Genomic DNA, 13,924 nt, shown 5'->3' with positions numbered 1-13,924 from the left:
GATGGGGTGGTTTCAGCATTAAAACAGCCATTTTTCTCTAAAAACAGTAAAAAAGACAAACACCAAAACGATGTTTGTCTGCAATCTGAAGCCTTGAAACCAAGGCTTTTTGCTTTGGGGTGGGGATGTATCAGAGTGAGTAATTTTTTGGAGGGAGTAGAAGTGATAGCTAGAAATTATCAGTTTCTATTTCCATTTACCCTGTGGGTACGTGTTTGTTTCCATTGACAAGGAGTTTTTGGGAATAGAAACGTACCCACCTCTAATATCACCTAAATGGTCGATTGAAGTGTGAGTTCTGAAATTGATACAATTTAACTTTTTTTGAAAAAAATTCCCAAATTTATTTAGCATTGCGAATATAATAAGTGAGAGCAAGTTGCATACTTAATAATGATGAAGAGGAAAAGTAGAATGACAACAATTTTTTAACAAAAACAAACTGCACTAATTGCGGAAAACAAAGTACTTTTGAAAGATTTGATAGGGTTTATGCGGTGAAGACCCCTGAGATTGTTTCTGCTATTTTGGACTGGGATTTCTTTAAATTTACCTGCCATAACTGTAACTATATGGTGCTAATTGATTACCCAACAGTCGTAGTAGATGAAGAACAAAAAACAATTATTCAGTATGACCTCTTTGACATCTACAAAGTTTAATGTTAAAATTCATTCAAAAGTATATTTGAATGAGGTGTTTTATGATTCAAAATGTTGTTACTTCAATAATCCTGTATTCTGGGACAGCCGTAGACTTACTTATTATCCTAATGTTATTTTTTGCCAAAAGAAGAAGCAGAAAAGACATCATTAACATCTATTTAGGACAATTTCTAGGCTCTGTTAGTCTAATATTGCTAAGTTTGCTTTTTGCATTTGTCTTAGATTATATTCCTAGTAAAGAGATTTTAGGTTTGCTCGGTTTGATTCCAATTTTCCTAGGCCTCAAAGTTTTGCTTTTAGGAGATTCTGATGGAGAAGCTATTGCCAAAGAAGGTTTGAGCAAAGATAATAAAAACCTGATTTTTCTAGTCGCTATGATTACTTTTGCAAGTTGTGGTGCTGATAATATTGGTGTCTTTGTCCCATATTTTACTACCTTAAATTTAGCAAATTTGATAGTGGCTTTACTTACCTTTCTAGTCATGATTTATCTCTTGGTTTTTTCTGCCCAAAAGTTGGCACAAATCCCTTCTGTTGGAGAAACTTTGGAAAAATATAGCAAATGGTTTATTGCCGTTGTTTATTTAGGATTGGGGATATATATCCTGATTGAAAACAACAGTTTTGACATGCTATGGACTGTGTTAGGCTAGGAGAAAATATTTTGAAAAAAGATAGTATCTGCCAAGTGAATGTTATAAATCAACAAAATGTTACAACCGCAACGAACTACCTTGAAAAGGAAAAAGTCCAAAAATCACTTCGCATTTTATCAAAATTTACCGATAATAAACAGATAAATATCATCTTTTATCTCCTTGCTGTTGAAGAACTATGTGTCTGCGATATAGCCTGTTTACTAAATCTCAGTATGGCATCTGCCTCCCACCATCTTCGTAAACTAGCCAATCAAAACATCTTGGACACTAGAAGAGAGGGGAAAATTATATATTATTTTATAAAAGATGAGGAAATCAGAGATCTTTTTAATCAACTAGGATAACACATATTTTTACTGCTTTTAAGTTTATTCATACAGACCTTAGTAGACATTTGTTGTCTATTCAAGTGTGTATTAGTATATGACATATCCAAACGATATAAGGAGCGTTTGCTATATTAGTAATTTGCCTAAACGCCCTAATGTAGAAATTGGCGAATATACTTATTATAGTGATAACAAAAAATTACCTGAGAAATTTTATGATAATATTGAGCATATACACCAATGGAAAAAGATGTTTTTGCTATTCATATTTTTATCAATTAATAATTTCAAAAGTTTGTTATAGCTGATTCTCATTATTTTAATGTCCTTTCATATGTCATACAGGAAATTGAAAAACTTAACGGCAAGTTGCACAAGCTAGTTTTATTAGTGATTCTTACTTTTCAGACTTTCAAAATGACAGATGTTTTGTAGCTCATGGTCTGATGGCTAATGTACATCCAGTTTAGTTATTATGGAAAAATGGCGAACGTAATACAAGTATTTCGTTCCATAGTATCTTCTTAACGACTTCTAATGTCATTTTGTTTCATAATATTGGTAGACACTATCACCACATGTCGAGTGTGTGCTTTGCTCGTAAAAGCCTAGAAACCTTTGAACGAAAGGGATAATGAAAAGCCTTGATTGCAAGGCTTTTTGTATTGGGGTGGGGTAGTATCAGCGTGACTATCTCGGTTGAGGTAGCTGGAGTGCTGGCGAATTTGAGAGGAATTTGTTTCCGTATACACAAAGGGGGGACATGGAGTAAGGAGTATGAGGGAATAGATGTCCCCGCCTATTCTTGTTTCTCAAAATATGATATAATTTACTTGAACATAACCTTCAGGAGAATAAGTATTTAGATGAGTGTATCAGAATTAGAATATGCAGAAAAACTTAAAAATGGAATATTCAATTTAGAGACAATTCGGTTTGGAAGAATTCCAGAAATAATGCTTTGTAAGTTGTATGAATATGAATTCTCAGGAGATAAAGCATATGATCTAGTTGATAGTTCAAATCAAAAAATAGAAGTAAAATTTTCTTGTGTAAGGAAAAAGGAAATTGAGCCTATTACTCCTGAAAATGTTTTAGAAACTTGTTTAAAAAGTGCCGATGGGAGTGAAGATAGAAAAGTCTCTTCGAGTAATTTACGGGAGTTTGACTGCAATATTCAACAGATAAAGCCGTCTCAGTTTGATGTGCTATACTATGGACTCTTTTTTAGTGATAAAATTTATACATTTAAGGTGGACAGTGAATCGATTAAGGAAAATTACTCAATAATTTTTTTGAGTAAAAAGAGTAATTATTTTACAAATGGAACTATTATAAAATCATTATTTGATGAATGTATAAGTAAGTATGAGAGTAGTACTCCAGAACTTTCGAAAGGTGTTGAAAGTTATATCCGTCGTAGATTGGGTATTGATGAAAAGCCCAATAAAAATAATATTCTAGCTTTACTTGAAACAGCAGAAGTTGAAATAGAAGGTCTTAGGAGAATCAAATTCCCTAATGATAATTATAAAATTCTTGATTTTAGTAATGATATCGCCTATATCCAAGAATTAAAAAGTATTCTTCAAACAGGAACAGAAATAGAAATATTATTATCGAGATTGAGTGAATACTGTGATAAGAGTGATTTTTACCTTTTTTACAAACTGATTCCTAAGTTATCTGATAAGCAGCATAAGGGAAATGACGGTGAAGGTCAAATGCATATCACGGATTCAAATTTCATTTGGCATAAGGAAACGAGTGGTTTTGTTGAAAAGGAAATGACATACGAGGAGTTATATAACTTATTAAAAGACGGAGGAAATTAGCATGGACATTCAAGAATTCAAAGAAGGAATTTTTTCTCTTCGCACGAGACGATTTGGTACAGTTGCGGAGTATATGATTAAGGCGTTAGTTAGTGTAGAAATGTCAGGTACTTTGGCATATGATTTAACTGATTCTGATATGAATCGTATTGAAGTAAAGTTTTCAACCGTGATGAAGAAGAGTAAGTCCACAATTACTGAGCAGAATGTTATTCAGCAAATTCTTGATTCTACTGTTGAGCATAGAATGATGGATAGTCATGACATCTATACTTCAAAATTTGATTGTAACATTCAACAGGTAAAAACTGCAGAATTTGATGTTCTCTATTATGGATTATTCTTCCAAGATAGAATTGCAATTTTCAAGGTGGATAGTCACGATGTATTTTCATTGCCTAATTACTCCAACAAACAACACCGTGGTAATGAAGGTGAGGGGCAATTTCATTTAAACGATAAAACAATTCAGTATCATTTTGAGAATCAGTTTTATCGTTGGGTTAGCTATGAAGAACTTTATGAGCTATTCTTAGCATTAGGAAATAGCTAAACAATGACTTGATAATAGGTTTAACTTGAGGTAATATATAGACGATTGAAAGGAGGCAAATGGAAAATATAATTTCAGATGCGACACGACGAAATTGGGATAGACTCTCAGCAAGTACAGATGGTAAATTAACAAGTCGTGCTAATAAACAAAAATCTTTAAAAAAGATAATTCCTGTTGAGTACCTACTAGATACTGCGAAAATTAAGCTTATTGAAAAAATATGTGAATCGTATATAGGGTATAGTATACCTGAGATTATCTATAGCATTGCAGTAATTTTATTACAATCAGAGGGCATTTGTGAGAGGCAATCAGTTCAAGATATATTACTTGATTTTCAAAAAGAAAACAGTATCGATTTGATACAAATCGATGAGGCAATACCTAGATTTAGTCATAATGAAGATTTTCTAGGTGCATTATATCAAAGTCTTTTATCTGAGGGAGATAAGAACAAAAATGGTTCCTATTATACACCAAGGAAAATTGTAAATGATATGTTGTCTGAATTTGATTTGAGAGAAGGGCAATGTTTCTTAGATCCTTGTTGTGGAAGTGGTGCATTTTTGATGGGAGTATCTACAAAAGATCCATCAAGTTTATTTGGTATTGAAAAGGATCCAATTGCGGTATTTATTGCAAAATTGAACTTAATCCTTCTATATAAAGACATTGACTTTATACCACAAATTTTATGTGGAGATTTTTTACAAGACGAGGTGTTCTTTGGTAAAAAGTCTAGTTTTGATTACATTGCAACTAATCCACCCTGGGGTAATAAGACAAAAATAGTTTCTAATTTGATTGATTCAAAAGAATCTTTCGTACACTTTTTTGTAAAATCATACAATCTATTGAAAAATAGAGGCAAAATCAATTTTCTGTTCCCAGAGTCAATTCTTAATGTTAAGTCGCATAAAGTGATTCGCGAGTTCATTATATTAAATCAGGATTTAAATGAAATACATCAATATAGTTCTTCATTTACGGGAGTTGTAACAAATTTTATTAGTATGAAGTTTATCAAGGGTATTAAGACTAGTGTAATAAAAGTCCGTAATAAAAATGAAGAATTTTATGTTGAATACACTGCCTTTCAGCATACAGAGAATAAGGTGTTTTCATTATTGAAACCACAGGAAGAAAAAATTATTGAAAAGGTCTTAAGCAAATCAGCATATTCATTATCAAGTAGCGAATGGGCACTAGGAATTGTTACAGGAAACAACAAGGAAAAATTAAAGTCTAGTGATGGTCCTAATCTAGAGAAGATTTATACTGGCAAAGAAATTGATAAATTTAGGCTCAGAGAAGCTAAAAATTATATCCATTACGATAGAGATTCTTTCCAGCAAGTAGCTAGAGATGAAATCTATAGAGCTAAAGAAAAATTAGTCTATAAATTTGTCTCAAATAAGCTGATGTTCGCATATGATGACACTTCTAGTCTTTTCTTAAATAGTGCTAATATCTTAATACCGAATGTACCAGGTATGTCAACTAAAACAGTTTTAGCATTTTTAAATTCTAGCTTGTATCAATTTTTATATGAAAAGTTGTTTGGAGAATTAAAAGTTCTTAAAGGTAATTTAATGGAGCTTCCGTTTCCTAAAATTGATTCTGAAACTAATAATACTTTGACGATGCTTGTGGAAGAAATTATTAGTGAGGGTAAAAACAATCAGAAAGACATTGATGAAATAATTTATAATGTATACGGCCTATAGGGACTAAAAATTTAAAAAAAGAGGCTCTTTGTCAACTGTAGAAGGTCGACCCATTTAACACCGAGAGAGGACAGGAATTGTCTTCTCTCGTTTTATGTTTATGGCAATGAAAATGCGAGTTTTGAAGTTTTCGAAGTTTCTGACGCCAAAAGCGTTACGCTTTATGATTTTGATGAGATTGTTGGTAGCTTCCAGTTTGGCGTTTGAGAACGGCAGTTTCAGGGCATTGACAATCTTGTCCCTGTTCTTTAAAAATGTTCTAAAAACTGTCTGAAAGACAGGATTGACGCTAGAAATCGTCTCCTCAACCAGTCCAAAAAACTGGTCATCTTGCTTCTCTTGGAAGTGGAAGAGCAACAGTTGATAGAGCTCGTAATGTTGATTGATTATTGTTTAAGTAACCACAAACAGTTTCTCGCCATCGGTTGGGCAGGAGAGTTTGAGACTTTTGAAGCATATTTTAATACTGTCAGAAGCGGTATGAAAAGAATCAACCCAGTTTTAAATATTTTTAGAAATGTTGCAATCGATGATTTGTTCTGGACGAGGGTTCTGGAGGGTAATTATTGGATTTGTCGCTCAAAAGGGAAAGCAGAAGCTTTTTTTAGTAAAGAGTTAGATATCGGTGTAGTGATTCCAGTTGAAGCTTATAAAGTGGGTTTGCAAGTACCAGGGCAGATTAAAGCGTCTTTCAATAGGGCAAATGCAGGTACGGCTAATGAAATTCGAGATGCAATAATTGAGGAATACTCTAAAGCCACTTATAATAATTTATCTGAAACTGACCATTATCAAGTTAGCAGTCCAAATACTGCTAGCCTTTTTCTTTACTCTAAAATGGATTTGGAGATGAGAGAAAAATATCTGGTTGTTCATAATAGAAATGTAAACTTTTTATAAAAATATAAGTCAATTTTTAAAAAAACGCTTACAATTTTTATTAAAATTTAGTATTATATAGTTATAATAAAATATTGAATTTTAGGAGGTTAGAACATGGATATAATGAAAATGACTCAAGTTGATCTTGAAAGAATCAGTATCAAAGGCTTCCCTGAAATTATTTATGGACTACATAAAACAACACAGCAGATTCTAGATGTTGCTTTGAAATTGGATGCCGCCAATCAACCTGTCATGATTACAAAATTATCTTTTGATAAATGGAAGGAGCTAGAGGATAAGCTGCCTAATGGCTTCTATTTTGAATCCAGCCAAATTTGGTACAGCAGACCATTTCCGACAATGAAAAATGGCAAGGTTTTGGTGCTATCTGCAGGAACTTCTGACTACAAGGTTGTGGAAGAGGCAGCTGTAGTTTGTCAATGGATGGGGTGTCAGACCGATACTATACAGGATGTAGGTGTGGCAGGGCTAGGCCGCTTGTTAGGGAAATTAGAAAACTTACGTGAAGCCAGCGTCATTATTGTAGTAGCAGGTATGGAAGGTGCGCTTCCGAGTGTGGTATTTGGCTTAGTATCCGTCCCAGTAATTGCTGTTCCAACTTCTGTTGGTTATGGGGCAAATTTGGATGGTTTAACAACACTTTTGGCTATGACGACTTCCTGTTCATCTGGAATTAGTGTAGTCAATATCGATAATGGTTTTGGTGCTGCCTATCAAGCTTCGCTCATCTTAAAATTGATGAATCAAGCCTAGTGTTATAAAAAGAGATGAAAGTGAGGTCTTCAGAATGGATTTGTTTGTAGATTGTAGATATGGTATTGCTGGCGATATGATGTTGGCCGCCTTGATTGATTTGGGAGCTGATATTGACTATATAAGAACTGAACTAGCTAAACTACCTATCCAAGTTTTTAAAATGGATGTGATTTCCAAGAATGAAAAAGGGATTACAGCTAGCTATTTGGTTGTAGAGTTGGCGAATGGGATGGCAGAAGCGCCATCAAATGAAGAAGAGGATAGTCACGCACATCATAGACATAGTCATAAAGACTCTCATGGTCATGAACATGGTCAATCTCATCACCACCATCATCATGAACATACTCATTTCCATGTAGACGGAAATCTCCACCACCAACACACTGACCATGAACATCATCACTCACATCATCATGCTAAGGCCATCATTCAAATGATTGAATCCAGTCAATTGCCTGATAGGGTTAAGGCTAGAAGTGTTCAATTATTTACAGAGATTGCGCGTGCTGAAGGAAAAATTCATGGTCTTCCAATGGATGATGTGCATTTTCATGAAGTCGGAGCTATGGATTCGATTATTGATATCATTGGTGTTTGTCTTGCTTTAGAGAATTTAGGTGTAGATCATTTGGTTTTCAACAAGCCAGCAGTTGGCCATGGTTGGATTGAGATTGCGCACGGACTCTATCCAATACCAGCACCTGCCACTGCTGAAATATTGGTTGGGGTGCCGCTAGCTTCATTTAGCTGTGAGGGTGAATTAACGACTCCAACGGGAGCAGCCTTTGCCAAGGTTTTGGCTGATACCTATTCTGAAGTTCCATGCGGAACCATAGAGAAAATTGGTTATGGTGCAGGAACCAAGACCTTTAACCATCCAAATATCTTACGGGTAATTGCCGTAAAAAAGTAGATAAGGTTAGTGTTCTGGAATGTCAGATTGATGATATGACCTCTGAAGCTTTAGGTTATGTTCTAGAGAGCTTAATTTCCAATTCTAAGGTTTTAGATGCATATCTGACACCGATTCAAATGAAGAAAAATAGACCAGGACATCTGCTTACACTCCTGTGTAATGAAGAGGATTGTGAGGAGTTAGGAGAGTATCTATTAACAGAAACATCGACATTTGGCCTTCGCAAGTACGAAACTGAAAGGACCGTATTAGATCGTTCACTTATTAAGCTAAGGACGGAGTTTGGTTTAATTCAGTTTAAACTAGGTTTTCTCAAGGAAAGATTGATAAAAGTAACCCCAGAATTTGAGGATATGAAAGCACTTGCCTTGGAAAAGAAAATTCCATTCTCGAGGATTTATCAGGCTTGTATGAAAACGGCTGAAGATTATGTGAGGTCCAATCCTACAAAAAAATAAAATCGATGAAATAGGTGGAGGCAGTATGGTTACATATCAAGAAGTATTGGATTTTTGGTTTGCTCCGGAAAATCGTTCCAAACATTTTGTTAAGGATGAGCCATTTGATCAGATTATTCGTGATAGATTTTTTAGAGTTTGGCAGGAGGCTTGTCAAAATCGTCTTTTTGATTGGCAAGAAAACCTAGAAGGTTGTCTTGCAGTCATCATCCTACTTGACCAATTTTCCCGCAATATGTTTCGTGATTCAGCCAGAGCATTCGAACAGGATGAAGCTGCATTAGTCCTGGCTAGAAAAATGATTGCAGATTCAAGTTTTTCAGAACTTCCATTGGATTATAGACTTGCTGCTCTCATGCCCTTTATGCATGCTGAAAATCAAGCAGTTCAGGAACAAAGTGTTGATTTGTTTGAGCGCTTTGGAGATGAAAAGAAATTAAAGTATGCTCGGTTGCATAAGGAGATTATTGATCGATTTGGTAGATTTCCTCATCGGAATAGGGTGCTAGGTAGGAAGTCTAGTTCAGAAGAAATCGTCTATCTATCAGAATTTACAGGATTCTGACAGTCTACATATTTATTTGGTAATCATCATTTTACAAACAAAGGAGAAAGGAATGACACAGAATATTTTGATTATCCATGGCGGTGGGCCAACTGCAGTTATGAATGGTTCTCTCTATGGCCTCATTGAGGCTACTAGAAAACATCAATTTACGGGTAAGGTTTTCGCAGCTAGAAACGGGACAGAAGGTTTACTGAAAGAAGATTTTATTGATTTGACAGATTTTCCGCTTGAAAAATTGAGTCTTTTAAAGCAGACTCCAGGAACAGCCATAGGGACTTCTCGAACTCCCTTAGAAAAAGATGACTATGAGCAAATGGTTCATATTCTAAACAAGCATGAGGTTGGTTACGTTTTCTTTAATGGTGGAAATGGGACTATGGATACCTGTGGGCGATTGTTTCAAACCATTCAGGAACATTCGTTTGATATAAAAGTAATGGGAATTCCTAAGACCATGGACAATGATTTGGCTATCACTGATCATAGTCCTGGTTTTGGAAGTGCAGCACGCTACATGGCTCAGAGTGTCAAGGAAATTTGTGCAGATGTTAAGGGGTTGCCGATTCATGTTGTGGTAATCGAGGCTTTGGGACGGAATGCTGGTTGGATAACAGCAGCTAGTCAATTGGCGGATCCAAGTGGTGAATTTGCTCCTGATTTGCTTTATCTGCCAGAAGTTCCTTTTGATGAGGACAAATTTTTGTCGGATATTGCTGACTTGCTAAAAGTGAAGTCTGGAATTGTTGTTGTTGCTAGTGAAGGTTTGGTTGACAAGGAAGGGAAGCCGATTGTCAAACCGATTTTCCAAGTTGGACGTGCTACCTACTTTGGAGATGTCAGCGCTCATCTCGCCAACCTAGTTATTCAGAAATTGGGCTATAAGGCTAGAGGTGAAAAGCCTGGCTTATTGGGGCGTGCGTCTATTGCCTTACAAAGCTCTGTGGATTTAGAAGAAGCAGTTCTAGCAGGTGCTAAAGCGTTTGAAGCAGCTGTGGCAGGCAGTAGTGGTCAAATGGTGGCCTTTAGAAGAATAGAAGATTCGGACTATCAAATCGAAACATTTTTAGTAGACATAGAGGAGGTCATGCTCTACGAACGGACGATGCCAGAGGAATTTATCAATGAAAATGGAAATGGTGTAACTCAGGCCTTTATTGATTGGTGCCAACCATTGATTGGACCCGATTTGCCTGACATGATTTCCTTTAACTAAGCAAGTAAACAGTGACGAGTGGTGAGTGAAATCCACCTCAGATATGAAAAGGAGAAGATATGCTAGTCAATTTACGTGACATTCTATCAATTGCAGATAAGATGCAGTATGCCCAACCAGCTTTTAATGTGAATTCAGTAGCGCAAATCAAGGCTGCGATTGAAATCCATAATGAATTACGTAGTCCAGTCCTTATTCAAGGTGCCAATCTGGCCAATGGTTTCATGGGGGGACGAATCGATTTTCAAAACTGTAGTTTAGAGGAAAAACGAATTGGAGCTAAAAATATTGGAGATGCGGTGAGACGCTATGCAGCAGAAGTTGATATTCCAGTTGTGCTTCATTTGGACCACGGTAATGACTTTGATGCTTGTGTGGCTGCGATTGATGGTGGTTATACCAGTGTCATGATCGATGGTTCCAGTCTTCCATATAAAGATAATGTTGAGTTAACACGCGAAGTTGTCAAGTATGCCCATGCGCGTGGTGTTTCAGTTGAAGGAGAATTGGGCGTCATCGCTGGTATGGAGGACGATGTTTTTAGTGAAAATTCATCCTATACACATCCCCTTCAGGCAGTTGATTTCTTTAAGAAAACTGGGGTAGATGCTCTAGCTATTAGCTATGGGACAACACATGGACCAAATAAGGGCAAGGCGACTAAAATTCGTAAAGAAATTCCGATTGCCATTAAAGAATGCATGAAGCATGAGGGAATTGATGGATTCTTGGTCAGCCATGGATCATCAACGGTACCTAGATATATTGTTGATGAAATCAATGCTTTGGGAGGAGATATACAAAACGCACATGGAATTGAGGTTCAACAATTAGTAGAGGTTTCAAAGGTTGGTATCAGCAAAATCAACGTGGATACGGATCTTCGTTTGGCAACCACGCGCAATCTTCGGGAATTATTTAAGAAGATGCCCCATCTTCAATCAGCACCGCTACTGGAAGATATTTATCGGATTTTGTCAGAAAACCTGACGGTTTCTGATCCCCGCGCCTATCTATATCCAATTATGGACACGCTCATGTATGGCAATATCCCAAGTGAAGAAGTTGGACTGGTTGTTCAGGCAATAGAGTTGGCAACTAAAGAAGCAATGGCACCACTTATTGTCCAGTTTGGTTGCTATGGTAAGGCCAACTTGATCCAACAACATTCCTTAGAAGAAATGATAGATTGGTATAAAAAGCAAGCCTAGATGGGTAGAAGATGATGATACAATTTAGCGCACATTTCCCAAATGATAAGGATAAACAAGACTACCAGGAGTTTCTGGAGGAAAATAGAAACCAGATAGAAACAATCTTAAAAGAACAGTCTGACTATGAAGATAGTCTGGGTTGGTTTACAGTTGACAAATGGGCAGGCACCAAGATAGTGAAAGAACTAGAAGAATTGGCTGCTGAAATTCGCAAAGATGCAGACATTTTTGTAGTTATTGGAGTGGGCGGTTCAAATAACGCTGCTCGCTCTGTTATCAAGGCTTTGCAAACAGATGGTCCAGAAATCATTTATAGTGGCAATACCTTGTCTGCTTATCAATTGAAACAGGTTTTAAAACGATTAGAAGGTAGATCTGTTTACCTGAATTGCATTGCCAAAAATTTTGAAACCTTAGAACCAGGTTCATCTTTTAGAGTATTACGCCAATACTTGATTGAACAGTATGGAGAAAGTGAGGCTGCTCGTCGAATCATTGGTACTGGCACGGTCGGTAGTCACTTCGACAGCTTTTGTCAGCAATATTCCTATCGTTTTTTGGAATTTCCACTGGACGTTGGAGGACGATATACAGCTGTAACAAGCGTTGGACTATTTCCAATTGCTGTTGCAGGAATCTCTATTGAGGATATGGTAAATGGGGCAAAAGCAGTTCAAGAGCAACTCCATCAAGATAGGTCAATCCATAATCCAGCCTATGCTTATGCTACCTTTAGAAATGTTTGCTACCGCAGTGGTTATAAGGTAGAGTTACTGGCTAGTTTTGAACCACAATTGCGCTGGTTTCATAAGTGGTGGTTGCAATTATTTGGTGAGAGTGAGGGTAAGGACAGTCGTGGTCTTCTTCCAACCTGTGCAGAATATTCTGAGGACCTCCATGCCATTGGTCAATTCATCCAAGAAGGTAGTCCGATTGTCATTGAAACCTTTATTGACGTCCAGCAGGCCAATGCTAGTCTAATTGTTCTTCCTGATTCTAAAGATGATGGTTTTGATTATTTAGATGGACAGGATTTTTGGCAAATCAATAAAATCGCATTTGAGGCGACTTATCAAGCCCATTCCAAACGATTACCTTGTTCAGTGGTTAAAATAGATAGTCTAGATGCCTATCATTTCGGTCAATTATTCTATTTCTTTGAATTTGCCTGCTACCTATCTTGTCAAATCATGGGGGTCAATCCTTTTAATCAGCCAGGAGTAGAAGACTATAAACAATTGATGTTTGATGAATTGAAAAGAAAATAGGACCTTATTGTCAGATAAAGGGATGAATCATGAGAGGTGGAAAATGATGTCAAAAGAAGAAAAATTAAAAAAGGTACTGACAGACTACGGCCGTATAGCTCTAGCCTTTTCAGGAGGAATTGACTCAAGTTTTCTCCTTTTAAAAGCTAAGGAAATATTAGGAAAGAAAAATGTCCTGGCGGTTATCATTGATTCAAAATTGATTCGACAATCGGATACTGCTCAAGCTATCTCCTTCGCTCAGAAACATGATATCTGGTTCGAAGTCCTGAGAGTGGATGAACTAAAGTTAGAAACTATTCGACATTATTCAGTTGAAAGTTGGTATCACAGTAAGATACTGATGTATAGCAGTATTATCGCTCTCGCTAAAAAATATGATTTAGCCAATGTTGTTGACGGAATGATAATAGATGATTTGTTTGATGTCCGTCCAGGATTAAAAGCTAGAGATAAACTGGGCGTTCAAAGTCCCCTTCAAATAGCAGGATTTTCAAAAGTTGAAGTTCGAAACGCTGCCAAAAAGATGTCAGGGATCAATTGGAATCAACCTTCCTCTTGTAGTGTCATGTCGAGGTTTCCTTATGGCAGTTTAATTACGAGTGAAAAGATAAAACAGGTCATGAAAAGTGAGGCCTTCTTAGCAAAAATTGGACTAGAGCAAGTCAGAGTCAGACATCATGGCAGTTTGGCACGGATTGAAGTGGGAAAAGAGCAATTGGTTTTGGCCTTTGCAAAACGAGATTTGATTGTGGAAACATTAAAAAAATACGGTTTTATCTATGTATCTCTCGATCTTTTCGGTTATGAAACAGGGCGAATGAACGAAGAGTTGCAACGAAAAAATTAGT

At 36.4% G+C, this 13,924-nt stretch carries 14 protein-coding genes and 2 pseudogenes; 15 read left to right on the top strand and 1 reads right to left on the bottom strand.

Annotated features, from left to right (window positions below; all coding sequences use genetic code 11):
* From RFK25_RS07810 to RFK25_RS07780, 7 genes are all read left to right on the top strand, one after another.
* On the top strand, nt 1-228 hold a 228-nt coding region (locus RFK25_RS07810; protein ID WP_332412789.1), incomplete at its 5' end, for a hypothetical protein.
* Between the two features lie 269 nt (nt 229-497).
* A complete protein-coding gene (locus RFK25_RS07805; RefSeq protein ID WP_228477087.1) occupies nt 498-662 on the top strand; it encodes a CpXC domain-containing protein in 165 nt (54 codons plus the stop codon).
* Nucleotides 663-703: 41 nt separating this feature from the next.
* A complete protein-coding gene (locus tag RFK25_RS07800) occupies nt 704-1,318 on the top strand; it encodes a CadD family cadmium resistance transporter (RefSeq protein ID WP_332412785.1) in 615 nt (204 codons plus the stop codon).
* 11 nt (nt 1,319-1,329) lie between these two features.
* A complete protein-coding gene (gene cadX / locus RFK25_RS07795) occupies nt 1,330-1,668 on the top strand; it encodes a Cd(II)/Zn(II)-sensing metalloregulatory transcriptional regulator CadX (RefSeq protein WP_332412784.1) in 339 nt (112 codons plus the stop codon).
* An 851-nt stretch (nt 1,669-2,519) separates the two neighbouring features.
* A complete protein-coding gene (locus RFK25_RS07790) occupies nt 2,520-3,488 on the top strand; it encodes a hypothetical protein (protein WP_332412783.1) in 969 nt (322 codons plus the stop codon).
* A gap of 1 nt (nt 3,489) precedes the next feature.
* Entirely contained in the window at nt 3,490-4,041 is a 552-nt protein-coding gene (locus tag RFK25_RS07785; RefSeq protein ID WP_332412782.1) for a hypothetical protein, read from the top strand.
* A 59-nt stretch (nt 4,042-4,100) separates the two neighbouring features.
* A complete protein-coding gene (locus tag RFK25_RS07780; RefSeq protein ID WP_332412781.1) occupies nt 4,101-5,771 on the top strand; it encodes a TaqI-like C-terminal specificity domain-containing protein in 1,671 nt (556 codons plus the stop codon).
* A gap of 54 nt (nt 5,772-5,825) precedes the next feature.
* Here the strand turns inward: RFK25_RS07780 and RFK25_RS07775 are convergent.
* Nucleotides 5,826-6,158: pseudogene (locus RFK25_RS07775) on the bottom strand (transposase); the annotation flags it as partial.
* Between RFK25_RS07775 and RFK25_RS07770 the strand changes: the two are divergent.
* The 8 genes and pseudogenes from RFK25_RS07770 to larE all read left to right on the top strand — a co-directional run bounded on the left by RFK25_RS07770 (nt 6,147) and on the right by larE (nt 13,923).
* The gene (locus tag RFK25_RS07770; RefSeq protein WP_332412780.1) at nt 6,147-6,671 is read left to right on the top strand and encodes a hypothetical protein; all 525 of its coding nucleotides are present in this window, start codon (nt 6,147-6,149) and stop codon (nt 6,669-6,671) included. The pseudogene RFK25_RS07775 and the gene RFK25_RS07770 sit on opposite strands and share 12 nt — an antisense overlap.
* 96 nt (nt 6,672-6,767) lie before the next feature.
* Nucleotides 6,768-7,430: a nickel pincer cofactor biosynthesis protein LarB gene (gene larB, locus RFK25_RS07765; protein WP_332412779.1), complete on the top strand. Its 663-nt coding sequence runs from the start codon at nt 6,768-6,770 to the stop codon at nt 7,428-7,430.
* Nucleotides 7,431-7,464: 34 nt separating this feature from the next.
* A pseudogene (gene larC, locus RFK25_RS07760) lies at nt 7,465-8,810 on the top strand (nickel pincer cofactor biosynthesis protein LarC).
* A gap of 25 nt (nt 8,811-8,835) precedes the next feature.
* Complete coding sequence (locus RFK25_RS07755; RefSeq protein ID WP_332412778.1) at nt 8,836-9,375, top strand: DUF924 family protein; 540 nt, start codon at nt 8,836-8,838, stop codon at nt 9,373-9,375.
* 52 nt (nt 9,376-9,427) lie between these two features.
* Nucleotides 9,428-10,591: a diphosphate--fructose-6-phosphate 1-phosphotransferase gene (locus RFK25_RS07750; RefSeq protein WP_332412776.1), complete on the top strand. Its 1,164-nt coding sequence runs from the start codon at nt 9,428-9,430 to the stop codon at nt 10,589-10,591.
* A gap of 59 nt (nt 10,592-10,650) precedes the next feature.
* Nucleotides 10,651-11,802 carry a class II fructose-bisphosphate aldolase gene (locus tag RFK25_RS07745; protein ID WP_332412775.1) on the top strand — a complete coding sequence of 384 codons (1,152 nt, stop codon included), beginning with the start codon at nt 10,651-10,653 and terminating at the stop codon, nt 11,800-11,802.
* Between the two features lie 11 nt (nt 11,803-11,813).
* Entirely contained in the window at nt 11,814-13,073 is a 1,260-nt protein-coding gene (locus tag RFK25_RS07740; RefSeq protein ID WP_332412774.1) for a glucose-6-phosphate isomerase, read from the top strand.
* 46 nt (nt 13,074-13,119) lie between these two features.
* Nucleotides 13,120-13,923, top strand: a complete 804-nt coding sequence (gene larE, locus RFK25_RS07735) for an ATP-dependent sacrificial sulfur transferase LarE (RefSeq protein WP_332412773.1) — start codon at nt 13,120-13,122, stop codon at nt 13,921-13,923.
* Nucleotide 13,924 lies beyond the last annotated feature (1 nt).

Origin of the sequence: Streptococcus sp. SS-4456, from assembly GCF_036680365.1 — a bacterium.
GTDB lineage: Bacteria > Bacillota > Bacilli > Lactobacillales > Streptococcaceae > Streptococcus.
Note: the sequence above shows the minus strand (reverse complement) of the source record. Positions and strands in the feature narration are given on the sequence as shown.